The 26,936-nt window shown below is 72.9% G+C and carries 18 protein-coding genes; 6 read left to right on the forward strand and 12 right to left on the reverse strand.

What is annotated here, in order from left to right:
• Positions 1 to 520: 520 nt before the first annotated feature.
• The 3 genes from WMF20_RS22790 to WMF20_RS22800 form a co-directional block, all read right to left on the reverse strand.
• Entirely contained in the window at positions 521 to 850 is a 330-nt protein-coding gene (locus tag WMF20_RS22790) for a hypothetical protein (protein ID WP_437616740.1), read from the reverse strand.
• Positions 847 to 2,556, reverse strand: coding sequence for a hypothetical protein (locus WMF20_RS22795; RefSeq protein ID WP_437616741.1), 1,710 nt, complete (start codon positions 2,554 to 2,556; stop codon positions 847 to 849). The genes WMF20_RS22790 and WMF20_RS22795 overlap by 4 nt, the downstream gene beginning before the upstream one ends.
• A 277-nt stretch (positions 2,557 to 2,833) precedes the next feature.
• Positions 2,834 to 3,133: an FtsB family cell division protein gene (locus tag WMF20_RS22800; RefSeq protein ID WP_061625815.1), complete on the reverse strand. Its 300-nt coding sequence runs from the start codon at positions 3,131 to 3,133 to the stop codon at positions 2,834 to 2,836.
• 271 nt (positions 3,134 to 3,404) lie between these two features.
• On the opposite strand from WMF20_RS22800, the gene WMF20_RS22805 reads away from it, so the two are divergent.
• The 4 genes from WMF20_RS22805 (at position 3,405) to WMF20_RS22820 (ending at position 12,099) form a co-directional block, all read left to right on the forward strand.
• Positions 3,405 to 8,687 (forward strand): protein kinase domain-containing protein, encoded by a 5,283-nt coding sequence (locus WMF20_RS22805; protein ID WP_437616742.1) that lies wholly within the window; start codon positions 3,405 to 3,407, stop codon positions 8,685 to 8,687.
• Positions 8,688 to 9,161: 474 nt separating this feature from the next.
• Complete coding sequence (locus WMF20_RS22810) at positions 9,162 to 10,856, forward strand: Fic family protein (RefSeq protein ID WP_437616743.1); 1,695 nt, start codon at positions 9,162 to 9,164, stop codon at positions 10,854 to 10,856.
• A 139-nt stretch (positions 10,857 to 10,995) separates the two neighbouring features.
• Entirely contained in the window at positions 10,996 to 11,652 is a 657-nt protein-coding gene (gene nth / locus WMF20_RS22815) for an endonuclease III (protein ID WP_437617156.1), read from the forward strand.
• Positions 11,653 to 11,805: 153 nt separating this feature from the next.
• Entirely contained in the window at positions 11,806 to 12,099 is a 294-nt protein-coding gene (locus WMF20_RS22820; RefSeq protein WP_129576334.1) for a hypothetical protein, read from the forward strand.
• Between the two features lie 13 nt (positions 12,100 to 12,112).
• Here WMF20_RS22820 and meaB read toward each other — a convergent pair whose 3' ends face one another.
• From meaB to WMF20_RS22835, 3 genes are all read right to left on the reverse strand, one after another.
• On the reverse strand, positions 12,113 to 13,192 hold the full coding sequence (gene meaB, locus WMF20_RS22825; RefSeq protein ID WP_437616744.1) for a methylmalonyl Co-A mutase-associated GTPase MeaB: 1,080 nt from the start codon (positions 13,190 to 13,192) through the stop codon (positions 12,113 to 12,115).
• 59 nt (positions 13,193 to 13,251) lie between these two features.
• The gene (locus WMF20_RS22830; RefSeq protein ID WP_437616745.1) at positions 13,252 to 13,470 is read right to left on the reverse strand and encodes a hypothetical protein; all 219 of its coding nucleotides are present in this window, start codon (positions 13,468 to 13,470) and stop codon (positions 13,252 to 13,254) included.
• Positions 13,471 to 13,578: 108 nt separating this feature from the next.
• Entirely contained in the window at positions 13,579 to 14,373 is a 795-nt protein-coding gene (locus tag WMF20_RS22835; protein ID WP_437616746.1) for an arginyltransferase, read from the reverse strand.
• 458 nt (positions 14,374 to 14,831) lie between these two features.
• Between WMF20_RS22835 and yhbY the strand changes: the two genes are divergently transcribed.
• Positions 14,832 to 15,134: a ribosome assembly RNA-binding protein YhbY gene (yhbY, locus tag WMF20_RS22840; protein WP_437616747.1), complete on the forward strand. Its 303-nt coding sequence runs from the start codon at positions 14,832 to 14,834 to the stop codon at positions 15,132 to 15,134.
• Between the two features lie 69 nt (positions 15,135 to 15,203).
• On the opposite strand, the gene WMF20_RS22845 is transcribed toward yhbY, so the two are convergent.
• The 5 genes from WMF20_RS22845 to WMF20_RS22865 all read right to left on the reverse strand — a co-directional run bounded on the left by WMF20_RS22845 (position 15,204) and on the right by WMF20_RS22865 (position 22,252).
• Positions 15,204 to 19,034, reverse strand: coding sequence for an FAD-dependent oxidoreductase (locus WMF20_RS22845; RefSeq protein WP_437616748.1), 3,831 nt, complete (start codon positions 19,032 to 19,034; stop codon positions 15,204 to 15,206).
• Positions 19,035 to 19,502: 468 nt separating this feature from the next.
• The gene (gene accC / locus WMF20_RS22850; RefSeq protein ID WP_129576338.1) at positions 19,503 to 20,849 is read right to left on the reverse strand and encodes an acetyl-CoA carboxylase biotin carboxylase subunit; all 1,347 of its coding nucleotides are present in this window, start codon (positions 20,847 to 20,849) and stop codon (positions 19,503 to 19,505) included.
• 21 nt (positions 20,850 to 20,870) lie between these two features.
• Positions 20,871 to 21,401: an acetyl-CoA carboxylase biotin carboxyl carrier protein gene (gene accB / locus WMF20_RS22855; protein ID WP_437616749.1), complete on the reverse strand. Its 531-nt coding sequence runs from the start codon at positions 21,399 to 21,401 to the stop codon at positions 20,871 to 20,873.
• A gap of 39 nt (positions 21,402 to 21,440) precedes the next feature.
• On the reverse strand, positions 21,441 to 21,908 hold the full coding sequence (locus WMF20_RS22860; protein ID WP_437617157.1) for a type II 3-dehydroquinate dehydratase: 468 nt from the start codon (positions 21,906 to 21,908) through the stop codon (positions 21,441 to 21,443).
• Positions 21,905 to 22,252 carry a roadblock/LC7 domain-containing protein gene (locus WMF20_RS22865; protein ID WP_237245570.1) on the reverse strand — a complete coding sequence of 116 codons (348 nt, stop codon included), beginning with the start codon at positions 22,250 to 22,252 and terminating at the stop codon, positions 21,905 to 21,907. Before WMF20_RS22865 ends, WMF20_RS22860 begins: the two co-directional genes overlap by 4 nt.
• A 534-nt stretch (positions 22,253 to 22,786) precedes the next feature.
• On the opposite strand from WMF20_RS22865, the gene WMF20_RS22870 reads away from it, so the two are divergent.
• On the forward strand, positions 22,787 to 24,709 hold the full coding sequence (locus WMF20_RS22870; protein WP_437616750.1) for an aconitase family protein: 1,923 nt from the start codon (positions 22,787 to 22,789) through the stop codon (positions 24,707 to 24,709).
• A gap of 154 nt (positions 24,710 to 24,863) precedes the next feature.
• On the opposite strand, the gene WMF20_RS22875 is transcribed toward WMF20_RS22870, so the two are convergent.
• Entirely contained in the window at positions 24,864 to 26,936 is a 2,073-nt protein-coding gene (locus WMF20_RS22875) for a hypothetical protein (RefSeq protein WP_437616751.1), read from the reverse strand.

The following is a 26,936-nucleotide window of genomic DNA, read 5'->3' on the forward strand; positions in this document are numbered from 1 at the left end:
TCGGATAGCCAAATCTGACCGCCGTTCAGAAAAAGGGTTCCGGATTGTAAAAAATTTCGAAAGGAGCGTACTGAGTTCCCCCGTCACAAGAAAATTCTTGTGACACGCGACCAGCTCAGATCGTCCTGAACCGACACACTGGAAAATCACACCTCTTGAGTTCAGGCGACGCGCACTTGCACCTCGACAAGCATCGGGATTTTCCTGCCTTCGTTGCGCAGATGAAAGCCACGGAGCGCACGCTTGCAACGCGGCGCCTGCAGCGCGCGCGGCGCGATGCGCGTGGGCGCGAGAGCGGCGCGCGGCCTACGCCGCGGCAGCGATGCGCGCGGTGGCGATGCGCGCGGCTGCGATAGCGATCGCGCGGCTGCGATGCGCGGTGCGCGCGGCAGCGGCGCGCGTGCGCGAGGAGGCCAGCGGCTACCGCAGGGGCGCGGCCGGCGAGATCGCGCCTCGCTGCAGCGTCGACGCAGCACGCCGGAGCGCCGCGCTCGGAGGCGCCGACCGAGATGACCCGCGTTCAGATGGCGGTCGCTTGCCGGTGCTCGTCACAGGATCGCGCGCAGCGCCGCGCCGCCTCGAGCGTCGCGATCGCCTCGACGACGCGCTCGCCGTCGCTCAAGGCGATGCCCTCGCCGTCGCTCAAGGCGATGCCCTCGCCGTCGCTCAAGGCGATGCCCTCGCCGTCGCTCAAGGAAGCGCCGCCGCTGCAGATCGAGGAGCGGCCGTCGGAGAGGACCGCTGGAGGGATGAGGAACGAGCGTCGCGCGCGACCGCCGCCGCCCGCGGCGCGCATGCGATCGACGCGGATCGGGATCGAGCGCCGCGAGCGCGCCGCGCGGGCGCTCACCCGCGCGCGGAGAGGATCCGGCTGAACGCCTCGCCCACGGCGCGCGCGAGCTCGACCATCCGGCGCGACCCGCTCGCGGTGTCGATGATCCGGTCGGCGACCAGGATCATCGCGGGCCGGCCGACGACCTGCACGGCGACCGCGGCGACGTCGAGGCTCGGGTTGACCATGACGTCGAGCAGCGGCGCGTGCGTGGGCGTGCCGGGGATCGGCCCGACGTAGAGGTGCGTCGCCACGGCGGTGGCGAGGATGCTCGGCTGATCCATCGGCAAGGTGAGCTTCCGCAGCGCCTCCTGATCGCCGAACTCCGCGTTGCAGGCGAACCCCCGGAAGACCCCGCGGTGCGCGGCGAAGATCGCGACGCGACGCGCGAACAGGCGCAGGCCCCGCAGCGCGAGCCGGACGACATCGTCCCGCGTGCGCGCGAGGTAGAGCGCGTCGATGACGTCGCTCAGATCGACGAACGGCTGCGGCGGCGGGTCGTCGTCGAGGGGGTCGATGAGCTCCTCGGGCGCGGGTGGCAGCGCCGGGAGCCGCCCGGAGCGCAGGCTCGACGGCGACGCGGCGCCCGCGGGACGACCCCCGCCGCGCAGCAGCGGCGGGACCTCCGCGTCCACGGCGCTCCGGCGCGACGCGGGGGCGACCCCGGAGGGCGCGCCGGCGCTCCGGCGCGACGCGGGGGCGACCCCGGAGGGCGCGCCGGCGCTCCGGCGCGACGCGGGGGCGACCCCGGAGGGCGCGTCGAGCGGCAGCCGGCCGAGCCGCCGCGTCGAGGGGGCCGGCTCGCGCCCGCCGCTGTCCGGGCCGCGATCGGGAGCGGGCGAGCCCTGGGGCATGATCGAGGCGAGCAGCTTGAACGGCGGGGAGATCTCCACGGGCGGTGACGGCGGGAACGAGACGGCCGGCGGCTCCACGTCCGCCGGCGCGCGCAGGGTGGCCCGACGCGCGCCCGCGCCGCGCTCGGCCTCGAGCGGGCCGCGCGCGCTCGCGGGAGAGCCGCGCGCGCCGGGCGCCGCCTTGGCGTGGCGGAGCGGCAGGATCGGCTCCTCCTGCGACGACGGCGCCTCGGCGAGCAGCACGTGACCGTTCTGCGCGGGGGCGCGGCGGCCTGGTTTGCCGCTGGGCGGCTCGTGGAGACCCGGCTCGTCGAACGAGGGCACCGCGGCGCGCCGGATGAGCGGGATGGGCACCTCGTAGGACGGCGGCGGCGGGATGGTCGACTGGGGCGCGCCGTGCGGGAACGCCGGGGTGGCGCGGCGCGAGCGGGCGGGGACCTGCTCGCGCTCGTCGAGCTCCAGGGCGCGGATGGCCTCCTCGATCGCCGTGATCGGCGCGCGGTAGATGCGCACCGGCGCGCCGAGGTGGAAGCTGAACTCGTCGGCGATGTGGCGGTCGAGCGGATCGGCGGCGGCGACGTCGACGGTGCCGGCGCCGGGATCGAGGCGGATCGGGACGGCGCCGAGGCGGCGGCACATGGCGCGCGGCAGGCGCGCGACGAGATCGCGGGCGCCGACGACCTGCCGGAGCGCGAGGCCGCCGCGGCGCTCGAGCTCCGCCTCCAGGGCGCGCTCGCTGATGGCGGCGCGGTCGATGAGGGCGCGGGGGAACGAGATGCCCCGCAGGACCGCCACGAAGAGGGCGGCTTCGACCTCAGCCTTGGAGACGGCGCCGGCGGCGATGAGGAGGCGGCCCAGGTCTAGCGACACTCGCTGCACGATACCAGAAAGGGCGGAGCCAGCGTGCAGCGCCCCGCACGCGGCCACGACGGACGCCGGGACCTTCGCGCGAGCGGCGCGCCGGATCTCCCTATAAGGAGACGCGGGCGGCGCGGGCGCGGAGGCGGCGCTCGGTGGGCGCAGGTGCGCCGGCAGCGCGGCGCCGAGCGCCGGGCGAGCTCACCCGATCAGGCGGGGCGCCCCGCGGAGGAGCGCTGCTGTCCGAGGACGACACGAGGCCTGGAGAGCGCCAGAAGACCCCGAGTCGTCAGCGGGAGAACTGAAAGACAACCTCGCTCTGCCGCACGAGACCCAGGTTGTCGCGCGCGATCCTCTCCACGGCGGTCGGGTCGTCGCGCAGGCGCGCCACCTTGCCGCGGAGCGCCTCGATTTGCCGCCCGAGCTCGGCGTTCTCCTCCTCGACGTCGGCGAGCTCTCTCTCGAGCTCCCGGAGGCGAGGCAGGCCCTGAGGCGAGAAGATCATGACCGGAGCGCCCACGACCGCCACGACGAGCACCGCGATGGGGAGGGTCCGCTCGAGGAACTGCGCTATTCGACGCACGGACATCCGCTCGCACATCACCCGCGCTCCTGTCAACTTTCCTCCAGGATTCCTGCAACTCCGCGCTAACTTCCACCCGGTTTCGACGCGGCAATCAGGGTGAAGCCCAGCCGCGCGCGGGCGGCCGCGCCCGCGTCGAGCGCCGCCCTGGGCGATGCCGGCACCGGCGAGCGTCGGATGTCGCATGGCGCCGCAAGCTTCGCTAGCATGACGCACGCCCCGCCGTGCGGCAGGCCCGCTGCGCGCGCCGCCACGAGGGCTCGGCCCGAGGAGACCCATGTCCATTGATATCGTCCGAGGCGAGCTCGAGCGCCTCTTTTCGCTCGATGAAATGATGGCCCTGTCGTCCGACCTCCTCGGTTTCAGCCCGGCCGAGATCGGCGGCAACGCCTCCAAGGCCTCCTTCGCACGCGCGCTCACGGACCATTGCGTCGAGGTCGACGCCATCGAGGCGCTGATCGACGCCGTCATCGCCTCACGCGCCGAGGTCGACGCGCGCGTCCGCGCCCTCGGCTCCCAGGGGATCAGCCTGCCCGAGGAGCTCGCGCCCGGCGAGGCGTTCGGCGACTACATCATCACGAGAAAAATCGGCGAGGGGCCGCGAGGCCTGGTCTACGCGGCGACGCGGGGGACCGAGCCGCGGACGCTGAAGGTGCTCCGGCGCGAGGTGACGCGCGACGGCCGGGCGGTGCGCCGGTTTTTGACCCACGTCCGCCTCGCCGCGCAGGTGCACCACGAGAGCCTGGCCAGCGGCGTCGAGGCCGGGCTCGTGGGCGGCCGGGCGTTCGTCGCCTACACGCACGTCGACGGGCTCCCGCTGTCGGCGCGCCTCGCGCGATCGGGGCCGCTCCACATCAACGAGGCCAAGCCGCTGCTCCGCGGGATCCTGGGCGGGCTCGCCGCGCTCCACGAGCAGCGCGTCGTCCACGGGGCGCTCAAGCTGGAGAACGTGCTCGTCGCCCGCGGCGACGAGGGGCAGCCGCTCCCCGTCCTCATCGACGTGGGCGGCGACCGGCTCGGCGCCGGGTGGTCCAGCCCGGAGCTCGTCAAGACGTCCAGCCCCGAGCAGCTGCGCGGCGAGGGCGTCGGCCCCGCGAGCGATCTCTACGCCTTCGGCGCGCTGCTCTTCGAGCTCCTCACGGGCAAGCCCGTGTTCTCGGGCGCGGCCGCGGTCGACGTGGCCGTCGCGCACCTCACCGAGCCGCCGCCCGCGCCGAGCGCGGTCGCGCCGCGCGGGTGGGTGGGCAAGGACATCGACGAGCTCGCGGCGCGCCTGCTCGCGAAGGCGCAGGACGACCGGCCGCGGAGCGCGCGCGCGGCGCTCGACGCGGTCGAGCCGCTCGGCAAGCCGCAGCAGAAGGGGGCGGCGATCGGCGACGCCGAGCTGAACGACCTCATCGGCCGGCTCGTCGCGAGCCCGACCGACGCCGACCTGGCGCTCGCCGTCGAGGCGACCGTCGACCGGGGGGCAGACCCGGGGCGGGTCGCCGAGGCGCTCGTGACGGCCTCCGAGCAGGTCGACGCGGCCGCGGGCGGCGACCAGGCGGCGGCGAAGCGGCTCCTCTACTACCGGGCGGCCCGGATCTACGAGAAGGGGCGGCTCCACGACAAGGCGGAGGCCGTCTACCTGCGCCTCCTCGAGCTCGACCCGGGCGACGACATCGCCTTCAGCGCGCTCGAGGAGCTCCGCAAGGCGCTCGGCAAGCACGAGGAGCTCGTGGAGATGCTCCTCCAGCGGAGCGAGCGCGCCGAGAGCGCGGGGGAGCGCGCCCGGGCGCTGAACGAGATCGGGCACCTCTACGCGCGGGAGCTCGACGACAAGGACCAGGGGGTGTTCGCGTTCGCCCAGGCGCTCGCCCAGGATCCGGAGCAGGACGCGTACGCCGTCGACCTGGAGCGCGCGGCCGGCAACGACATGAAGGTCTGGTCCGAGGCGCTCCAGATCCTGAGCCAGGCGAGCACCGACGAGGCGATGGCCGCCGAGCCGAAGATCGCGCTCTTCAACCGGCTCGGGCCCTGGTACGCGGAGAAGATCGCGCGGGCGGACCTCGGGATCCCGTGCTTCCAGTTCGTGCTCGGGCTCGACCCGGCGAACGAGAAGGCGCTGGAGGGGCTGGCGCAGGTCTACCGCCGCGCCCAGCAGTGGCAGGAGCTCGTCCAGGTGCTGCTCTCGCGGGCCGATCGCGCCCCGACCCCCGGCGAGGCGCGCGATCTCCGCGCCGCGGCGGCCGAGCTCCTCGAGACGAAGCTGAACGACGCGGGCCGCGCGCGCGATCTCTACGAGCAGATCTTCGCCGAGGACCCCGGCCACACGAAGGCGTGCGACGCGCTGCTCCGGATTTACCGGCGCGTCGAGGACCACGCCGGCTACGCCAAGATCCTCGAGCGGCGCGCGGAGGCGCTGCGGGGCGAGGAGCGCGTCGACACGATGTGCAGGCTCGCCGAGCTCTACGAGGACCGGCTCGGCGACCTCGGCGAGGCGACGCGCCGCTACGAGGCGGCGCTGGAGCTCGATCCGACCAGCCTGACCGCCCTGCGCGGGCTCGACCGCATCTACAGCCGCGCCGGGCGCTACCAGGAGCTGCTCCAGAACCTGGAGCGGCAGATCGAGGTGAGCGCGACGCCGCGCCAGAAGATCAACCTCTACGAGCGGATCGCCGGCATCCACGACGAGGAGTTCCTCGACCACGCGAAGGCGGCCGAGGCCCTCGAGGCGATCCTCAGGATCGACGGCGCGCACGAGGGCTCGCTGGCCGCGCTCGGGCGGCACTACCGCGCCCTCGAGCGGTGGGAGGACGTGGTCGCCCTCTACGAGCGGCAGCTCGGCATCGTGCCCGACGACAAGCGGCGGGAGGAGCTCCTGCTCGCCGTGGGGCGCGTGCTGCTCGAGCAGGTCGGCTCGCCCGAGCGCGCCCGCAAGGCCTACGAGCGGGTGCTCGCGATCGACCCGCACCACGCCGGGGCGCTCGAGTCGCTGGCGCACGTGCGGGCCGCGACCGGCGACGCCGCGGCGGCGCTGAGCGCGATCGAGTCGCTCGCGGCGACCGCCAAGACCGCGGAGAGCAGGGCCGATCTCTGGATCCGCGCGGCGAAGATGCTCGAGGAGAAGGGCGATCGCGACGGGGCGATCGAGCGGTACAAGATGGCCCTCGACGCGCAGCCGCAGAACGCGGGCGCGTCGTCGGCGCTGCGCGCGGCCTACCTCGCCCGGGGCGACGCGACGAGCGCCGTCGAGCTCATCGCGCGCGAGGCCGAGGTCGCCGAGGGCAACCTCACGAAGGCCCGCCTCTACGGCGAGATGGCCCTCTTGCTGCGGGAGCGCCTCAAGGACGACGCGCGCGCCGCCGAGGCGGCCACGAGGGCGGTCGACCTCGATCCGACGAGCGCGCCGGGGCTCATGATCTCGGGCGATCTCGCGTTCGAGGCCGGCCGGTTCCTCGAGGCGGCGCGGCACTACGAGCTGCTCTCGAGCCGGGTCGACGCCCTGCCGAGGGAGCAGGGGCTCAAGCTGCTGCTCCGCTACGTCGACGCGCTCAGCAAGAGCGGCTCGAGCGGCAAGGCGATCGGCACCGTGCAGGCGCTGCTCGCGCTCGCGCCGGACGATCCGGCGGCGCTGTCGCGCGCCGCGAAGGTCAACCTCGACGCGGGCAGGGCCAAGGAGGCCGCGGAGCTCTACGAGCGCCTCGTCGCGCGCTTCGGCGCCGGCCTGCCGGAGCGGGAGCGGGCCGAGGCGCTCCTCCGGCTCGGCGAGGCGCGGCTCGCGGCCGGCGACCCGGACGGCGCGGTGGCGCCGCTGAACGACGCCGCGGATCTCGCCCCGGAGTCCCCCGCCCCGCTCGCCCTGCTCTCTCGGGTGTTCGAGGCCAAGGGGGACTGGGAAGAGGTCGCGCGCCTCAAGCACCGGCGGCTCGACGTGGTGACCGGCGAGGAGCGGAGCGCGCTCCTGCTCGAGATCGGCGACCTGCTCGCGACGCACCTCCACGACCGGACGCGCGCGGCGAAGAGCTACGTGGCCGCGCTCGACGAGCGGCCGGACGACCGGAAGATCCTCACCAAGCTGATGCAGCTCTACAGCGAGGAGAAGGACTGGTCGAAGCTCATCGACATCGTCCTCAAGCTCGCCGCGAAGATCGACGACAGCCGGCAGAAGGCGAAGTACCTGCACACCGCGGCGATCGTGAGCGCGCGGCAGCTCGGCGATCTCGACCGGGCCGCCCAGTTCTACGACGAGGTGCTGGAGCTCGATCCGTCCCTCACCCGGGCGCTCGCCGAGGCGATCGAGCTGCGCGCCGAGAAGGGCGACCACGAGGAGGTGGAGCGCCTGCTCAAGGTCGAGCTCGACCGGGCGACGGAGGAGAACGACACCGCGAAGATGCTCGAGACGTTCGACCGGCTGGGCGCCCTCTACAAGGACAAGCTCGGCTGGATGAGCGAGGCGATCGACGCCTACGAGGCGGCGCAGACGCTCGATCCGGACAGCGAGGAGCGCAACGAGCTCCTGGCGAACCTCTACGCGAGGAACCCGGCGGAGTACCTGGACAAGGCGGTGGCCGCGCAGCTCCCGATCCTGCGGCGCTCCCCCTACAAGCCGGACGCTTACCGGCTGCTGCGGAAGATGTACACCGAGACCAAGCGGGCCGACGCCGCCTTCTGCCTCTGCCAGGCGCTCTGCTGCCTGAACGCGGCCGAGCCGGACGAGGAGCGCTTCTTCCGGCGGCTGCGCCCGGACACGGCCGCGGCCGCGCAGCAGCCGCTCGACGACGAGGCGTGGGCGACCGCGCTCGTCCACCCGGACGCGGATCCGCTCCTGACCGCCATCTTCGGCGTCATCGAGCCGGCCGTGCTGCGGAAGAACGGGCAGCCGCTGGAGGAGCTCGGCTACCAGCTCGCCTACCAGATCGACCTCTCGCGCCACCCTTACCCGATGTCGCAGACGCTCTACTACGCGGCGGGCGTCCTCGGCCTCGAGCCGCCGGTCACGTTCCAGAACCCGAACGACGGCGGCGGCGTCTCGTTCCTCCACGCGCACGTGCCGGCGATCGTGCTCGGCGCCGCGGCGCTCCAGATGGATCTGCCGACCCAGGCGGCCGCGTTCATCGCGGCGCGCCACCTCACCTACTACCGGCCGGGCATGTACCTCCGCCACCTGGTGCCGACGGGCACCGGCCTGCGCGCCTGGCTGTTCGCGGCGATCAAGCTGATCTCGCCCACGTTCCCGATCACGAAGGAGCTGGAGGGGCCGGTGAAGGAGAACCTGTCGGTCCTGGATCCCACCATCGTGGGGCCGGCGCGCGATCAGCTGGCGAGCATCGTGACCAAGCTCCTCCAGGCCGGCGCGATCGACCTGAAGCGCTGGGTCTCCGGCGTCGACCTGACGGCCGATCGAGCCGGGTTCCTCCTCGCCAACGACCTCGAGCTGGCGCAGGAGATGATCAAGGCGGCCGACGAGGCGAGCGCCGCTGTGCCCCAGAAAGAGCGGCTCAAGGAGCTCATGCTCTACGCGGTCGGCGAGGAGTACTTCGCCATCCGAAAGCGGCTCGGGATCAACGTCGACAGCTGAGCGCCGAGGAGCGCTCTCGCTCGATACGCGGGGCGACCCCGCCCACCGCGAGCGCCGCCCGGCCCGCGCCCACCGCGGGCGCTGCCTGGCAGAGCGGCCGAGCTGGATCGCCGGTGATCCAGCCCGCGCATGTCGGATCCGGCCCACTTCTGCACCGGACTGGTTGACGGATAAATCCTCAAATTGCTAGGCTGCTGGCCGGCATTAGGCCCCTTTTGGATGTATGTTAGCTCGCCGCACCGTGGCAGCGGGCAGCCTGAGCGATCGTGTGAAAGCACGCCCATGGCGGCAAAGAAGACCCGAAAAACTTCAAAAAAAGACCGGAAGAGAGCGACCAAGGCCAGCGCGGCGAGCTCGAGGCGAGCCGCGTCTTCGGCGCGGACGCGGAAGGCGAAGCCCGCCGCCCGTTCAGCCGCTCGAAAGCCTAAACGAAAGGCCGCGTCCTCTCGACCTGCTGCGCGACGCACCGCTGCCGTGAAGGCGGCAAAGCGCCGGAAGGCGACGACAAAGCGGGCGACCACCCGCAAGTCGGCGGCCCCGGCGAGGCGCAAGGCGACGCGCGCACCGGCGCGGGCAACCCGGACGGGCGCCAAGAAGAAATCGACGGCCGCGAAGGCGAAAAAGGCGACGCGCGCTGCCGCGAAGCGAGCCAGCGCGTCCAAGGCGAGGAAGTCGGCCGCCCGGACGAAGGCGAAGCCGACGCGCGCCGCCGCCAAGCTCAGGACCACCAAGGCCAGGGCGAAGGCGCGAGCGACGAAGGTCAAGGCCAGGGCCGCGAAGGCCAAGGCGACGCGGGCGACGCGGGCCAAGACGGCGCGGGCCAAGGCCACGAAGCCCAGGGCGACGCGGGCCAAGGTCGCGAAGCCGCGGGCGGCGAAGAAGGCCAGGGCCGCGAAGCCGAGGGCGGCCGCCGGGCGGGCGCGGCGCGCCAAGGCCGCGAAGACGAAGACCTCGCGGGTCAAGGCCACACGGCCGAGGCTCGCGCGGGTCAAGGCCACGAAGCCGAGGCTCGTCAGGCGGAAGATCGCGGCGCGCTCCGAGCGGGCGCTCGCGCCGGCGGCGGAGCCGAAGAAGCTCCGCAAGAAGCTGAGGCTCGACGATCAGCCGAAGCTGAAGGAGCGGCTGAAGCTCAAGCACGCCGGGGAGCAGGACGCGGCGGTCGAGGCCGAGCGCCCGCGTCGGACGAGCGACAAGCCGCAGCGCGCGAGCGACCGGCCGCAGCGCGCGAGCGACAGGCCGCAGCGCACGAGCGACAAGCCCGCCGCCGAGAAGAAGAGCGTGCGGCCGGGCGTGGCCAAGGGGAAGGGCCCGGCGTCGTCGATCGAGCGCCGTCCTGGCCGCGTCCCGCTCCGGGAGCCCCCGCGGGTGGTCACGCTGCCCTTGCCGATGCTGCCCCCGCCGCGGCGAGCCACCATCGAGGAGCGCAGCGCGATCATCGAGCAGCGGCTGAACGCGCAATCGGAGGATTTCCGGCGGCGTTATATCGAGAGCCTCGATATGTCGTGGATTTACCACGACAGCGCGCTCGAGGGTGTGGTCTACACGTTCGACGAGCTGCGCGCGGCCCTCAGCGGCCCTGCGCCGCTCGTGACGGACTCGAGCCTTCAGCCGACGTACGATGACATCCGGCGCCACAAGGAGGCCATCGTCTATGTGCGCGAGCAGGGCGAGAACAAGCGGGCGCCGATCACGCTCGACTGCATGAGGAAGCTGTACCTGATCCTCCACCCGGAGGAGGGGGACCTCAAGACGGTGAAATACCGCAAGGACATCCCCCAGCACCGGCTCTACTTCCACGAGTACGCCCCGCCGGACAAGATCGCCTACAAGGTGCGGCAGATCATCGACTGGCTGAACGACCCCGAGACGCGGAAGACGCGGAACGGCATCCGGATCGCGGCGCGCGCGCACTACGATCTGCTGCGGGTCTATCCGTTCCCGAACGACAGCGGCAAGGTCGCGCGGCTGTTCATGAACATGCTGCTGCTCCGCACCGGTCTGCCCCCGTCGATCATCCACTCGACCGAGCGGCAGCGCTATTACGAGGCGCTGAAGGGCTCGGCGACGACGGTCCTGCAGATGGTGCAGGAGTCGGTGGAGAACGCGCTCGCGAGCGTCGAGAAGCTCCTCGATGAGCATGAGACGCGGAAACGCGCCTTCGTCAGCTGAGACGGCGAAGCGCGGCCCCGGCGGCGGCCCCGCCCCGGCCGGACGGGGCGCGCGCCGCCCGCCCGGGGCCGCTGCCGCCGCTCGTCCCGCGCCGGCGCGCGCGCGGCCTGGCACCCCGCCTCGGGCCACCTTTGCGCGGCTGCGCGCGCTGCATCCGGATGCTCATTGCGAGCTAGACCACAAATCCTCGTTCGAGCTGCTGGTCGCGACGGTGCTCAGCGCGCAGACGACGGATGTGCTGGTCAACAAGGTGACGCCCCACCTGTTCGCCGCCTATCCCGACGCTCGCGCGCTCGCCGGCGCCGATCCCGCCGAGGTGGGCGCGCTCCTCCGGCGGCTCGGGATGGGGATGTTCAACCAGAAGGCCAGGAACGTCGTGGGGCTCGCGCGAGGCCTCGTCGAGCGGCACGGCGGGGAGGTGCCGAGGACGCTGGCGGAGCTCGTGGAGCTGCCCGGCGTCGGGCGCAAGACGGCGAATGTGGTGCTCGGCGTGGCCTTCGGCGCGCCGGAGGGCGTCGTCGTCGATACCCACGTGCAGCGCCTGTCCCAGCGGCTCGGGTGGACGAAGAGCGACAAGCCGGAGCAGATCGAGCGCGATCTCATGGCGCTCTTCCCGAAGCGCGACTGGGACATGCTGTCTCACACGCTGATCTTCCACGGCCGCCGGATCTGCTTCGCGAGGAAGCCGGCGTGCGGAGGCTGCGGGGTCAACGATGCGTGCCCGAGCGCGTTCCACGCGGAGGACGTGGGGCGCAAGGCGCCGCGCTCGCCACGCCGCGGGGGCGCGCAGGCCTGAGCGCCATCGGCGCTGCGCACGCCGGGCGCCGAGCGCACTTACGGAAACGGGCGCGGCCAGCGCGGCGCATCGCTCGTCGCTTACCGCCGCTCGGCACGTCTGCTGTCGGCTGTTTATTCCCTCGACGCTGAAGACGCGAGGTAAGCTTGGCCCATGAAGGCCTTGTTCCTGACCCTCACCCTCGCCTGCCTTTTCACCGCCGCGTGCGGCCGCCCGGAGGACGATCTCTGCGACGACAGGTGCGACTGCGAGGGGTGTAACGAGCGCGAGTTCAATGATTGCCTCGATCGCTACGATGTCAGGTTCGTAGACGCAGACCGCCGCGACTGCCTCGACCGATACGACGATCTCCTCGCGTGCGAGGACGATACCGCGATTTGCCGCAACTATAAGTGGGATACGGCGTGCAAGGACGAGAGAGAGGCGCTGGATCGGTGCGTGAACTAGCGACGACGCCGGCTCAGGGCCCGTCGCCCGGCGCGACGGCGGCGCCGGGCAAGGCGGCTCCGGCGCCGCGGAACGCGTCGACGAGCCGCTCCGACGCCGTGTAGGGGTCGACCTCGCGCCGCGCGACGGCGCGCACCGCCGTGTCGAGCGCGGGCCCGAGCGCGGCGACGGCGGCGTCGGTGAGCGCGTCGCGGAGCTGCACGTGCATCGCCTCGCGCAGGCGCTCCTCCCGGCGCGCGGCGCCGGCCTCGGTCCCGAACAGCCACGCCCGGTGCGCCTCCAGCCGGTCCACGAGCGCCGCCACGCCCTCGTTGCGCGTGGCCACGGTCCGCGCGATGGCGGGCTCCCACGGCCCCTCGGCCGGCGCGCCGCCCGGAGCCGACGTCGCCTCGGCCGCGCGGGCGTGGAGCGCCGCGGCGCTGTGCCCGCGCGACCGCCCGGACGCCCTCGCCACCTCGCCGCCGAGCGCGATCATGAGCTCGAGATCGCGCACCGCGGCGTCGGCCCCGTCCCGATCGGCCTTGTTCACGGCGAAGACGTCGGCGCATTCCAGGATGCCCGCCTTGATCGCCTGCACCTCGTCGCCCATGCCCGGCGCCGCGACGACCAGGGTCGTGTGCGCCATGCGCGTGATCTCGAGCTCGTCCTGCCCGACCCCGACGGTCTCGACCAGCACGACGTCGGCCCCCCACGCGTCGAGCACCCGCGCGATGTCCACCGCCGAGCGCGACAGCCCGCCGAGCGCGCCCCGGGTCGCCAGCGACCGGATGAACACGTCGGGATCGCCGAAATGCGCCTGCATGCGGATGCGATCGCCGAGGATGGCGCCGCCGGTGAACGGGCTCGTGGGATCGACCGCGACCACGGCGACCCGGCGATCCTGCTTCCGGAACGCGCCGATCAGGCGGTCGGTGAGCGTGCTCTTGCCCGCCCCCGGGTTGCCGGTCACGCCGAGGACCCAGGCGCGGCCGGTGTGGGGGAAGAGATCCTTCAGGATCGCGGCGTAGTCGCCGGCGCGATCGTCGACGAGCCGGCAGGCCCGCGCCGTCGCGCGCGTGTCGCGGGCGAGGACCTTCTCTGCGAGCGGGTGCACGCGAGCGGTCTAGGCCCGGCGATGCGGGGACACAACCGGGCCGCGGGCGCGCGGCGTCTCTACCCTTCCCCGCCGCCGCCTGCCGCGCCGGCGGCCTGACCGCCGTCACCGGACGGCCCCCCGCCGGCGCCGCCCTCCCCGCTCGCCGACGAGCCAGCGCCGCCGGCGCCGCCCGCGGCGTCGCCGCGATCGACGATCGGCCGCGTCTCGCCGCAGGCGACGGTGAGCAGGGTCGAGAGCACAGCGCAGGAGGCGAACACGAGCGCGCGATTCGACATGGCGCGTTCTTGAAGCGGGCGGCCCGCGAAGTCCAGCCGCGCGCCCCCGCCAGGGCGCCGCGGGCGCGGGCGCCGCGAGGCGCCGCCCGGGACAGCCGCCTGCTCCCGTCAGGGCGCCCGGGCCGCCGGACGATCGAAGCGCCGCCAGCGGCCGTCGATGAGGCGCTCGTGCGGCAGGTACTGGGCCTTGTAGACCAGCCGCGAGCATTTCTCGACGTAGAGGCCGAGGTACAGGTACCGCAGGCCCCAGGCGCGGCACAGCTCGAGCTGCTTCAAGATCGAGAAGACGCCGGGGCTCAGCGGCTCGAGCTCGGGATCGTAGAACGAGTAGACCGCCGACAGCGACTCCTGCCCGCGATCCACGACGGCGACCCCGACGAGGCGACCGCCGACGCGGTAGCGCATCTCGAACGTCTCGCAGCAGCTGTCCACGAGGAACGCCTCGTAGCCCGCGGCGCCGAGCGGGCCGTCGTCGCGCATCAGCCCCCGGCCGTGCTTGTGCAGGTTGTAGAGCGCGACCTTCTCCCGCGTGGTGACGGGCGGACCGATCTCGACGTCGACCACCTGCTCGCCGCGGCGGAGCACCCGGCGCTGCGTGCGGCCGGGGACGAAGTCGCCCACGATGATCCGGATCGGCTCGCACGCGCGGCACGAGGGGCACTGGGTGCGGTAGAGCAGCTTGCCGTGACGGCGGTTGCCCGCGACCAGCCGCCGCTCGAACTCCGCGCGCGTGAGCGGGCGGATGGGCACGCGGAGCGGCATCCGCGCGTCGACCTCGGGGAGGTACGGGCAAGGGCTCACCTCGTCGTGGACCGTGAGCTCGATCGGGTCCGCCACCTCGTCGAGCCGAGGGAGCTCGACGTCTTGACCCGATGCCGCATCTCGCTCGCTCGATGAGCCCATGTCGCTGTCGATCCGAGCGCTCGAGACCCCGTCGACACGCCGGCCGCTACATCCAGGGGATGCCTGTTGCGCGGCCACGTCAAGCAAAACCCAGAGCGGCACGGAGCGCCGGGAGATCTCGCCCGCTCGCGCAACGCGGCCGTCGGCATCGGCCAGCGGTCGTCATCATCTATCTGGCCTGGCGCGCGCGCGCTGGCCTGGCGCGCGCGCGCTGGCCTGGCGCGCGCGCGCACGACCGCTCACTCACACCACAACTCCCATTCACATACATTTACCCCGATAGACACACCTATTGCTTGAACCCAGCGTGCCCAGCCGGACGGGCTGCGCGCGGCGCTGCGCGGCGCGCCCTTTTCCCTTGGCCCGGAGGCCGGTATGACCCAGCGCGCGCCCGCGAGGAGAGGCCGGTCCGGTGAACGGCCCGCCTCGCGCGAGCGACGCGAGAAAGGCCGAACGCTTTGGATCTCACAGGAAAGCAGCGCCGCCACCTCCGGGCGCTGGGGCATCACCTCGACCCGGTCGTGCAGCTCGGCAAGGCCGGGCTGACGGACGGGGTCGTCGCGGCCGTCGACGCCGCCCTGGAGCGACACGAGCTCGTCAAGGTACGCCTGGGCACCGAGTGCCCGGACGACCTGGGCGAGGTCGCCGACACCCTCTCCGAGCGGCTCCGCGCCGAGGTGGCGCAGACGCTCGGCCGGACGATCCTGCTCTACCGGCGCCACCCGAAGGAGCCGAAGATCAAGCTGCCCGCAGGCGCCTGACCGCGAGCCGCCCAGCCGCCTCCGCCGCAGCTCAGGGCGCCCCGGATCGCCGGGGCGCCCGGGACCGCGTCACACGTGCCGCAGCGCGGGGCGCTCGGCCAGGATGTGATCGAGCCAGGCGTTCGACAGCTTCTCCTGCACCGTGTTGGCCCGGAGCCTCGCGGCGAGGTTCTTGAAGTCGACGTGGTCGATGAGCTGATCCTGGTTGAAGCACGAGAAGACCACCGTCTCCTTGCCCGTCTCCGGATCCACGTGGCGCTGGAGGCACTGCGCGCAGACCTCCTTCATCATGCACTGCATCGGCGAGTTGATGCTCGCGATGCCCACGTGCTTCGGGTTGAGGTGCGGCGCGAGCACGCCGTGCCGCGCCTCGCGCACCGCGTTCATCATCTTGTCCGAGCCGATCGCGATGATGCGCCGGACCTCCGAGAGGCTCGCCAGCTCGCCGCCGAGCTGCCGCTCCGCGTAGGCCCGCATCGCCTGGACGATGTTGCCGCGGAAATGGCGATCCGTGGCGCGCCGCGGGGGGATCTCCGCGCCGCCGTCGGTGCACCAGATGACCTGATCGGTCGCCACCTCGATCTCGTCCTGCTTGAAGAGATCCTCGCCGCGCCGGTAACCGGCGAAGTAGATCACGCGGTCGCCGCGCGCCTTGAGCGCCTTCGCGATCGAGAACAGCACGGCGTTGCCGAGCCCGCCGCCGGCGAGCAGCACGGTCTCGCCCTCGGGGATCTCCGTCGGCGTACCGGTCGGCCCCATCACGACGACCTCCTCGCCCGGGCGCAGCGCGGCGAGCAGCCGGGAGGACGCGCCCATCTCGAGCGCGATGAGCGATAGCAGCCCCTTCTCCTTGTCGACCCACGCGCCCGTGAGCGCGAGCCCCTCCATCGCGAGCCGCGTGCCGCGGACCACCGGCGAGCGCACCTCGTAGTTCTGCAGCCGGTAGAACTGCCCCGGCTCGAACTTGCGCGCCGCCGCGGGCGCGCGCACGACCACCTCGACGATCGTCGGCGTCAGCCGCTCGACGCGCTCGACCACCGCGGTGAAATCGTGATCGAGGCGGGCGAAGAGGTCGCGCCGCCGCGCGTCGCGCGCCGCCTGCGGCTCCTCGCCGAGCCGGGCGAGGTCGCGCTGGAACAGCGCGACGACCGACGGGTACGCGTCCTTGGCGCTCGCCATCGCCTTCACGACGCTCCCCGCGTAGTGCGGGTGGTTGTCGCCGTAGAAGCTCACCGCGTGCTCGCCGTCGTTGTAGCTCGTGAAGAAGCCCTCGCGCGCCTTGGCCGGCTCGACCTTGAGCGCGCCGGCCTCGTCGACGTACGCGCGGTGCGGCTGGAAGAACTGCTTCCACTTGTCGAACGCGAACGAGCCCGGGCGCTCCTTCTCGTACGTGACGTTGGGGCTCGTCCCGGCCGCCACGCACACGGTGCGGGCCGGGATCGAGACCGTCTGGCCCGCGCTCCGCCACTTGCCGTCCACGACCTCCTGGCGATCGAAGACGAGCGACGAGACGCACCCGCGCTCGTCGAGCACCGCCTCGAGCGGGGCGAGGTTCTCGACGTAACGGATCCCCTCCTCGAGCGACTTGGCGACCTCCTCGTGGTTCAGCCGGTAGGCCGGCGAGTCGATGAGCCGCTTGCGGTAGACCAGCGAGACGCCGCCCCACGCGTCGATGAGGCCCTGGAACCGCGGCGGCCTGCCCTCGCGCGCGGCGCGCGCGCGCTCGTCGCGGATCTCCTCGGCGTGGCGCCGCTGCTCGGCCAAAAACTCCCGCTCCTCCTCGTCGAACATCGCGAGCACCGACGCCTCGCCGCGCTCGGCGATGAGCGCGTCGAGCCGGTCGGCCGTCTTCTCGGCCTGCACGACGTAGTAGGCCGCGAGCTCCGTCGCGGTGTCGATCGCCGTCAGGCCGCCGCCGATCACCACCGCCGGCAGCCGCACCTGCAGGTTCGCGAGCGCCGAGCGCTTGTAGGCGCCGGCCAGCTGGAGCGCCATCAGGAAGTCCGACGCCTTGCGGATGCCGCGCGCGAGGTTGTTCTTGAGCGGGATGATCGTCGGCCGCCCCGCGCCCGCCGCGATCGCGACGTGGTGGAACCCGCGCCGGAAGGCGTCGTCGAGATCGATCGTGCCGCCGAACCGCACGCCGCCGTAGATCCGGAGCAGCCGCTGCCGCGCGAGCGTGATGTAGAGGACGGTGAGGAAGTTCTTGTCCCACCGCACCGTGATCCCGTACTCGCTCACCCCGCCGAAGCCGAGGAGGACGCGCTCGTCGAGCTCGGTGTAGAGCCGCTTGAAATCCCTGACCGGCCGCGGCGGGCGCGTCTCGTCGCCCGTGAGCTCGACCGGCAGCGGCTCGATCTTGAGGCCGTCGATCGCCACGCACGCGAAGCCCTGCCGCGTGAGGTGGTGCGACAGGGTGTAGCCGGCGGGGCCGAGGCCGACGACGAGCACGTTCTTGCCGTTGTACGGGAGCGCGTGCGGCCGGAGCGCGTCGAGCGGGTTCCACCGCGTGAGCAGCCCGTAGATCTCGAGGCCCCACGGGAGCGACAGGACGTCCGTGAGCGCCGCGGTCTCGACCTGCGGGATGTCCACCGGCTCCTGCTTCTGGAAGACGCACGCCTTCATGCAGTCGTTGCAGATGCGGTGGCCGGTGCCGGGGCACATCGGGTTGTCGATGCAGACGAGCGCGAGCGCGGCGATCGACTCGCCCCGCCCGCGCATCGTGTGCATCTCGCTGATCTTCTCGTCGAGCGGGCAGCCGTGGAGCTCGACGCCGAGCGGGTTCGACTTGATCGCCCCGGTCTTGTTGTCGCGCAGGCCCTTCGAGCACGAGTCCTTGTCGCGATCGTGGCAGAGCAGGCAGTAGTCGACCTGGCTCTCGACCTCGCGGGGCGCCGCGCGCCGATCGGTCAGCGCGAAGCCGTCGCGAGCCCGCCGCTCGTGCTCCGGCCCGACGAGGAGCTCGGCCGAGCCCGGGCCGTCGCTCGCGCCCTTCCTGTGCAGCTGGACCAGCGCCTGGTAGTCGAGCGTGCGCGGCGCCTTGAGCGTCGGCCAGCGATGCGCCGGGTCGTGCTCGTCCGCGCGGCGCGCCGCGAGCCACGCCTCGACGGCGTCGAGCGCGAACGCGACGATCGCCGCGTCCTCGGCCTCGGTCGGCGCCGCGCCCGCGACCGCGACGGCCGGCGCCACGCGCTCCGCGAGCGCCGGGTCCTCCCGCAGCGCCGCGCGCGCCTTGGCCGCGCGGCCGCGGAGCTCGTCCGTCCACCTGGCGCCGCCGGCCTTGGCGGCCTTACGCGCGATCTCGTCGACCTCGATCAGCGCGAGCGTCGCGCGCGCGATCGCGAGCTCCTCGGCGGCGGAGCCGCTGTCGAGCGCGCTCGCCGGCGCGCCCATGGCCGCGAGCGCCCGCCGCGCCGCGTGCGCCGCCTCGACGGGCGTGCCCTGCCACGCCTTCCCGGGGTTCGGCTTGAACAGCCGCTTCTTCGAGAACTCGCGCTTGAAGTCCCAGAGCGCGGCCCGCTCGCGGGTCGCGTCGATCTGCGCCTGGGTCTCCCGCTCGACGCGGAAGAGCGTGGCGACGAAGCGGCCGACGTACGGCGCCGCCGCGAGGAGCGCCTCGGAGACCTGCTCCGCGGTGAGCGCAGGCCGGCCCGCGCCGCCGCCCCCGGAGGCCGCCTGCTCCGCGCGCAGGGCGGCCCGGTACGCGTCGAAACGCGCGTAGGCGGCCTCGTCCGACGCGTGGAAATACTCCTCGAAGCGCTCCGTCAGCTCGGCGAGCTTCGCGGGGTCGAAGAGATCGACGTAACCGAAACCAGGGATTCCGAGCTCGAGCTCGGAAACATCGGAGGTGGCCTGCACCCACGAAGAGAAGTCAGCCTGCACGCCCGCGTTCGCTTCCATACCCGCAGCAAATGCTTTCTATTTCAAGGGGTTTGCTCGCCCGGCGAGGGGCGCGCGCGCCCGATCTCGAGAGCAACGTAAAGTAGCACCGGGCCGTAGCTCCGACCTGTCGCTCAGGCAACATCCATCGAGCTCATCCCGCGCTCGCCGCCGCGGCGAGGGCGCAACGGCTGCGCGCAACGGCTGCGCGCAACGGCTGCGCGACCGCGAGATCGCCGCAGCCGCGAGCCCGTCGCGGCGAGCGCGCAACGGCTGCGCGATCGTGAGATCACCGCAGCCGCGAGCCCGCCGCCGCGGCGAGCGCGCAACTGCTGCGCGCCGGCGAGATCGCCTCGACCGGGAACGCCGCCCGCTCGCGCGGCGACTCGCGCGGCGAGGAGCGGGAGAAGCCCCGTCGCTACCGCCTGCAGGACCGGCGCCGCGCGCGGTGGGAGCGCCGCCCTCGTCGCGCGCGCCGGAGCGCCGCGCTCAGAAGCCCTGCGAGACGACGCGCTCGATCGTGTGGGTCGAGATGTTGCCCGCGATGACGTCGGGATCGCGCAGCAGCGCCTGGTGCAGCGGGATGTTCGTGCGGATGCCGCCGATGATGAACTCGTCGAGCGCGCACCGGAGCCTCGCGATCGCCTCGGCCCGGTTCGCGCCGTGCGCGATCACCTTGGCGACCAGCGAGTCGTAGGAGCTCGGGACGCGGAAGCCGCCGTAGACGCCGGAGTCGACGCGGATCCCGACGCCGCCGGGGGAGTGATACTCGGTGATGAGCCCCGGCCACGGCACGAACGAGCGCGGATCCTCGGCGTTGACCCGGCACTCGATGGCGTGGCCGCGGAAGCTCCACGGGCGCGTGTCCGGCAGCGTGAGGCGCTCGCCGGCGGCGGCGAGGATCTGCTGCGCGACGAGATCGACGCCGGTCACCATCTCGGTGACCGGGTGCTCGACCTGCACGCGGGTGTTCATCTCCATGAAGTAGAGCTCGCCGCGCTCATCCATCAGGAACTCGAGCGTGCCGAGGCCCGTGTAGCCGGTCTCGAGGATCGCGGCCCGGATGATCTCGCCCATCCGGGTGCGCTTCTCGTTGTCCATCGCGGGGCTCGGCGACTCCTCCATCACCTTCTGGTGCCGGCGCTGGAGCGAGCACTCGCGCTCGCCGAGCGTCCACACGCCCCCGTGCTGATCCGCGAGCACCTGGAACTCGATGTGGCGCGGCGCCTCGACGTAGCGCTCGAGGTACACATCCGGGTTCTTGAAGCCGGACAGGGCCTCTTGCGTCGCGATCTCGAACGAGCGCTGCACCTCGCCGGCGTGGCGGACGATGCGCATGCCCCGGCCGCCGCCGCCGCCGGAGGCCTTCAGGATCACCGGGTAGCCGACGCGCTCCGCCTGCTCCGCCGCGTCCGCCGCGCTCGTGAGCACGCCGGTGCCGCTCAGCATCGGGATGCCGAAGCGCTTCGCGACCGCGCGCGCCGACACCTTGTCGCCCCAGGTCCGCATCGCGTCCGCGCTCGGCCCGATGAAGGTGAGCCGGCACTTCTTGCAGAGCTCGGCGAACTTCGCGTTCTCCGAGAGGAACCCGTAGCCCGGGTGGATCGCGTCGGCGCCGGTGACCTCGGCGGCCGCGATGATCTGCGGGATGTTGAGGTAGCTCTTCGACGCTTCGGCTGGGCCGACGCACACCGCCTCGTCCGCGAACCGGACGTGCAGCGCCGCGGCGTCCGCCTCGGAGTGGATCGCGACCGAGCGGATGCCGAGCAGGCGGCAGGCGCGGATGACACGCATCGCGATCTCGCCGCGATTGGCGATCAGGATCTTCTGGAACACGGCACCCTCGCCCGGGCAGCGCTAGCTGCTCCGCACCTTGAAGAGACGCTGCCCGAACTCGACCGGCTTGCCGTTGTCGACGAGGATCTCGACGATCGTGCCGGGGGAGTCCGCCTCGATCTCGTTCATCAGCTTCATCGCCTCGATGATGCAGAGCGCCTGACCCACGCGGATCGCGCTGCCGACGTCGACGAACGGCGGCGCATCAGGAGACGGCGAGCGATAGAACGTGCCGACGAACGGCGAGGTGACGTACGAGACCCCCTCGTCGCTCGCCGCGGCGGGCGCCGCCGGTGCCGCGGCGGGCGCCGCCGCCGGCGCAGGCGCCGGAGCGGGCAGCGCCGCGGGCGCCGCCGCCGGCGCGCTCTGGAGCTGGTAGGCGACGGGCGCGAGCTGCGGCGCCCCTCCCTGCGGCACGAGGCCCCCGCGCGTGAGCCGGATGCGAACGTGTTCGTCCTCGAACTCGAAGTCGCTCACGTTGCGCTTCTCTAAGAGGCGCACCAGCGCCCGCAACTGCTTGAGGTTGATGTTCATGGAAGGACGTTCGGCCATCGATGTTTGCCGCCTTTCAACCAGAGTGACGGCGCATGTTCAACCTCTTTCGTCCGATCGCAGCTTCTCCAGGTGCCCGAGCAACCCGAGCAACCCGAGGACGTACGAGCTCGGACCGAAGCCCGCGACGCGCGCCATGCACGCGGGCGCGATGCGCGAGCGGCGACGGAACGGCTCGCGAGCGTCCGGGTTGGAGATGTGCACCTCGACGGTCGGGAGCGCGCCCGCGCGGATCGCGTCGTAGAGGGCGATGGAGGTGTGCGTGTACGCGCCGGCGTTGAGGAGGATGCCGTGGAAGCCGCGATCGCCGGCGTGGCTGATCGCGGTCACGAGCTCCCCCTCGCAGTTCGACTGCATGCACGACACCGAGGCGCCGTGGGCCAGTGCGGCCTCCTCGACGGCGCGGTGGATGTCATCCAGCGTGGCCGTGCCGTAGATCGCTGGCTCGCGCTTGCCCAGACGATCGAGGTTCGGCCCCGAGATGACCGAGATCCTGAAGCCGCTCAGGCGAGCTCCTTCAGCAGCACGGGCACCTTGGTGCGCAAGAGGTAGCGGGCCTTGCCGATGTTCGCGTCGGGCGTCATCGAGAAGGCCACGAAGTACGAGTTGTTCACGACGCGGATCAGCGTGGTGACCTTCTCCGCCTGGATCGCGATCTCGGCGGCGTTGCCCGCGTCGAGCATCTCGGCGGCGCGCTGGATCGACTTGAGCACGACGCTGAACTCCGCGCCGATGGTGGTGATGTCGAACGCGGCCCCCGGCTTGGAGTAACTGTCGACCGCGATCCCCTCGAAATCCATGAGAAGGGTCGCGATGCCGCCCTCGGTGTTCTCTACGACTTCCTTCAGCACGGCCTGGAACATGGGGGGAGACTACCCAAGCGCGGCACGATCGGGAAAACAAACGAACCGGCGCGCGTCCGGCGCCCGGGCCCGGGCGCCTGCCCTCGCCCCTGCCGGGCGTCCGCGAGGGCGCGCGCGGGGCGCCTCGCGCCGGCCGCCCGCTGCAGCAGGCGAGCGCGCGGGGCGGCGACCTCGCGGCGGCGCGTAACACCGCGAAAGCTCGCGCCGTTCGCCCGGCAGCGCGGCGATCGCGATAAGCGGCGGGCGCGCTTTGCCTCTTGCATCCTGGTCCCAGCCGGGCGATTCCCGCCCCAAGGGGCCCGCTCCAAAGCACGCCTTGACCCTTGTCCCGGCGAGCGGCTAACGTGCGGCCGTTCTTTCGCCTCGCGGCAAGGCCGCGGGCGGATCCCGCCGGCGCATCCCGCCGGCGGGAGACGTCAAACGTGGCCGGGCGCGGCCCTGCGTCGCGCCCGCCAGCTCATCAAGAAAAACAAGGACGGCCCAACATCTATGCGTGCGCGAGCCGGGGATCCCCCCCGCACGATGCCCCAGAAGATCCTCGCCGGGCGGGCGACGGATCCTCAGCTGCGCGGTGATCTCGTCCAGGTCAAGGTCGACCAGGTGATCCTCTCCAGGGCGCCGTCGCGCGCGCTGGCCGAGGCCATCGCCACGGGCATGAAGAAGACGCCGGTCGAGGTCGCCGTCGCCTACGACGGCACCTGCGTGGCCGACGCGAGCTCGCTCGCGGACATCGACGAGGGCAGCCCACACTCGGTGTCGCCCGAGTTCCCGACCTACAACATCCCGATCGCGCGGCCGGGCATCGGCTTTCCCGCGCCCGTGCACCTCGAGCGCTTCGCCGCGCCGGCGCGGCTCGCCCTCACCGACGACCCGCGCCTCGCGACGGTCGGCGGCATCGGCATGCTGTCGCTCGTCGTCTCGCCGAGCCAGCTCGGGCAGGCGCTCGCCACGGGCTCGGCCTGGCTCCGGCCGCCGCGGAGCGTGCAGATCCACCTATCGGGCAGGGTGCGTCCCTTCGTGTGCGCGCGGGACGTCGCGCTCGAGCTGCTCCGCAGGAACCTCGACGAGGTGGTCCGGCGCATCGAGGGCGAGCACCACGCGCCGGTGATCCTCGAGTTCGCCGGGCCGAGCGCGCGGCTCCTCTCGGTGGGCGACCGCGCGGTGCTCTGCGGCATCGCGCCGCAGGTGGGCGCGGCGGCGGCGCTGTTCGTGAGCGACGAAAAGACGGAGGTCTTCCTCCGCGATCAGCGCAGGTCGAAGGCCCACCGCGCGCTCGTGCCGGACCCGGGCGCGCCGTGCGAGGAGGTCGTCTCGATCGACCTCGGCACGGTCGACCCGCTGCTCATGGACGAGGAGGGCGTGGTCCGGCCGGTCCGCGATCTCGCCGGCAAGCCGGTGGCGCAGGTCGTCCTCGGGGGCGACTCCGGCGTGACGTTGCGCGACATGCTCGCGGCGGCGCTGCTGCTCAAGTCGAAGCGCGTCCCGTCGCGGCTCGATCTGCTGGTCGCGCCGCCGTCGCGGCAGGTGCTCGAGGTGCTCGCGCAGTCGGGCGCGCTGGTCGACCTCGTGGCGACGGGCGCGCGCATCGTCGAGCCGGACCGGCGCGTCGTCACCTCGGAGATCTACCCGCCGCCGCCCGGCGGCCTGTCGCTGCGCACCGCCGATCCGGAGCCGCGCATCGCCGGGGCGCCGTCGTTCGTCGTGGCCTCGGCCGAGACGCTCGCCTACGCCGTGGCCACCGGCTCGGTCGGCGATCCGCGGTCGTTCAAGCGGCCGGTGCGGGTGACCGTGCCGCGGGCGCTGCCGACCGACGACGTGCTGATCCTCCGCGACAAGAAGGGCGAGCAGGTGAGCACGAAGAAGCCGCCGCCGGCGCCCACGGCGGTGCCCTGGAAGGGGCCGCTGACGCTCGACGTGCTCGCGGGCGTGCCGAAGGGGAGCGGGCGCGCGGCGGTCGGGGCGCGCGGGCGCAAGGCCGCCGCCCCGGCCGAGCCGGCCGAGCCGGCCGCGCCCGCAGCGCCGGTCGCGCCGAGCGCGCCGAGCGCTGGAGACGACATGGCGCCGGCCGCGCCGGCCGAGGGCAAGGCGGCCGGCGGGGTGGCGCTCGTCCTGTCGACGCTCGACGAGGTGCGGGCGGTCGCGGAGCGCGCGACCGACCTGTCGACGGTGCGCGCGGTGGTCGCGCCGTTCGTGCCGAGCACCGCGGTATCGGCGTTCGCGAGCGAGGGGATCGCCACGTTCCTCGTCGGCGCGGAGGCGCTCGGCAGCATCAAGGAGCAGAAGAGCGTGGAGCTCCCCGCCCCCGCGCAGTGGGGCGATCGCGTCGCGGCCGTCTTCGGGAGCGAGCGCGTCGAGGTGGCCTGGCTCGCGACGGGCATGGAGCGGAGCTGGACCCACGCAGGCACCGTGCGGCAGCCGCCCAGCGCGAGCAAACCGGCGCGGTAGCGGGCGAGCGCTCGGCAGGCACGGCGGCGCGGCGGCGCGGCGGCGCGGCGGGGTGCGCGCATCCCCCGTCGAGCCCCCTCGGGGGATGCGGGCCCGCCCCCCCGCCGGAACCGGGGATGAGAGGCATCCCCACCGAGGGCCGGGAGCGGTGCGCTCAGGGGGTCGCGCGCACGGGGGCGAGCGGGGCGAGGAGCTTGATCTCGCTCGTGAGATCTCGGAAGCGGATCTGCTGCTCGTTGATCTGCATCTCGAGCACGATGACGCGCTTCGTGATCTCGTCGAGGCGCGCCGACGCCTTGGCGAGCCGGTCGGTGAGGTCGCGGCGGAGCTCGTCGGCGGTCTTGTTCTTCTCGATCGCCCGGAGGTTCTGGCGGAGCTCTTGGCTCTGCTGCTCGAGGCGCTGCTGCTCCGCGATCAGCCTGTCGCGCTCGTCGATCGCCGGGCGCAGCTTGCCCCGGACGTCCCAGGCCTGCCCGAGCTGCTTCGCCACGGCCGCGTCGGCGCGCGGGTCCTTCAGGTAGGCCTGCACCGCGTCGTCGGCGAGCTGGCTGAGCCAGTCGATCTGCTGCCGGAAGATCCGCCGCTCGTCCACGTCGAGCACCGCCGTCCCCCGCCGCGGCACGTCGATCGGCACGAGCGCGCTGCCCGTGCCGACGTTGTCCTCCGTGCCCTTCGGCGGCGCGTGCAGGCGCGTCCCGTGCAGGCGCGGGTGCTTCACGAGCGTCCTCGCCGCGAGATCGCCGCCGTTGCGGACGGCGTACTTCGTGTGCGTCACCCAGTCGCGCTCGATCTCGAGCGCGCCGCCCTCGATCTTCGCGAGGCGCGCGCCCTCGGCGCTCTCCTCGCGCGTCGTGTCGACGGCGAGGCCCCGCTCCAGCGCGAACGGCACCGTCGTCGTGGCCCCCGGCGGCAGCGGCTCGACCATGCCCTGGCCGAGGAACGCGCCGTTCTCGAAGACCGCGATGGGGCCGCGCTCCAGGAGCCCCTTCGTGTCGTTCGTGAAGCGCGCCACCCGGAACGGGTGCGAGCTCGACGCGGGCACGCCGCCGTCGGGCGCGAACAGGAAGATCGACTCGCCGGGCACCTGCTTCGCGAGGAGCAGGACCATCGTCGCGCTCCGGTCGGGGATGTCGACCGGGAACGGGATGTCGTAGCGCGTCGTGCCCGCCTCCATCGCGACCGCGGCGAGGGCGCTCATGTTGCGCGGCGGCGACGGGTTCATCATCGCCCTGTTGTCCATGGCCAGCGGATCGTCCTTGAACATCACCCCGCCCCGCGGCCCCGCGGCGCCAGGCGCGCCGGCCGCGCCGCCGACGGCCCGCTTCGCCATCGGCTTCGCGGGCGCCTTGGCGACCTCGAGCCGGTCCCTCATCGCCGCCCTGCTGGCGGCGGCGCCCTCCTCGGCCTCGAACGCGTACCCGTGGCCTTCATCTGCACCTGCCGCCGCCGGCGGCACGGCCGGCGCAGGCATGGGCGGCGGCGGCGGCGCGGCCTCGGCGGCCAGCGTGGTCTCGCTCGTCGGTACGGACGCGATCACCTCGCCCTGGTCGCTGACGATCGGGCGCGGCGGGATCGCCGCCTGATCGAGCGTCGCCTGGAAGGCGAGCGGCGCGCCCGCCACGAGCGACAGCTTCACGCCCTTCCAGTCCTCGCCCGAGAGGTTCTGCACGATGCCCCACGCCTGGAGGTGCGCCTGCTTCGACGCCGCGCCCTGGGCCCCGGCCGCGCCCATCACGAGCCGGTAAGACGGGCGCCACACCGGCGTCTCGGCCACGTAGCCGACCACGAGGTCGTGCTCTCGCCCGTCGAGGGTGAGCTTCACCTTCTCGAGCTCGTCGCGCTTCTTCTCCCCCGCCGCCGCGCCCTTGTCCTTGGGCGACGACGCCGTCGTCACCTCGGGCCCGGGCTCCTCCGGCGCGTCGCGCTCGCCCGAGCCGTCGTCGACCTCGACCGGGAACGACGCGCTCCGGACGCTGCTGCCGCCGGCCTCGATGACCGCGAGCGTCGCGAGGAAGTCGCCGACCTTCTCCTTGCGCACGCGGAAGGTCACCTGATCGGCGTCGATGAGCCCCCGGCGCTCGAAGTACGCGACGCCGTTCCTGTAGATGACCACGCGCCGCAGCGCGAGCCCCGAGGCGTCCACATCGGGGCCCCGCGCGCAGCCGGCGAGCAGAGAGAGAGCGAGGAGCAGGCCGGAGCCCGCTCGCGCGACGTCGTACCGTCTCAT

The organism is Sorangium sp. So ce834, assembly GCF_051521425.1.
In the GTDB taxonomy this organism is placed as follows: Bacteria; Myxococcota_A; Polyangia; order Polyangiales; family Polyangiaceae; genus Sorangium; species Sorangium cellulosum_D.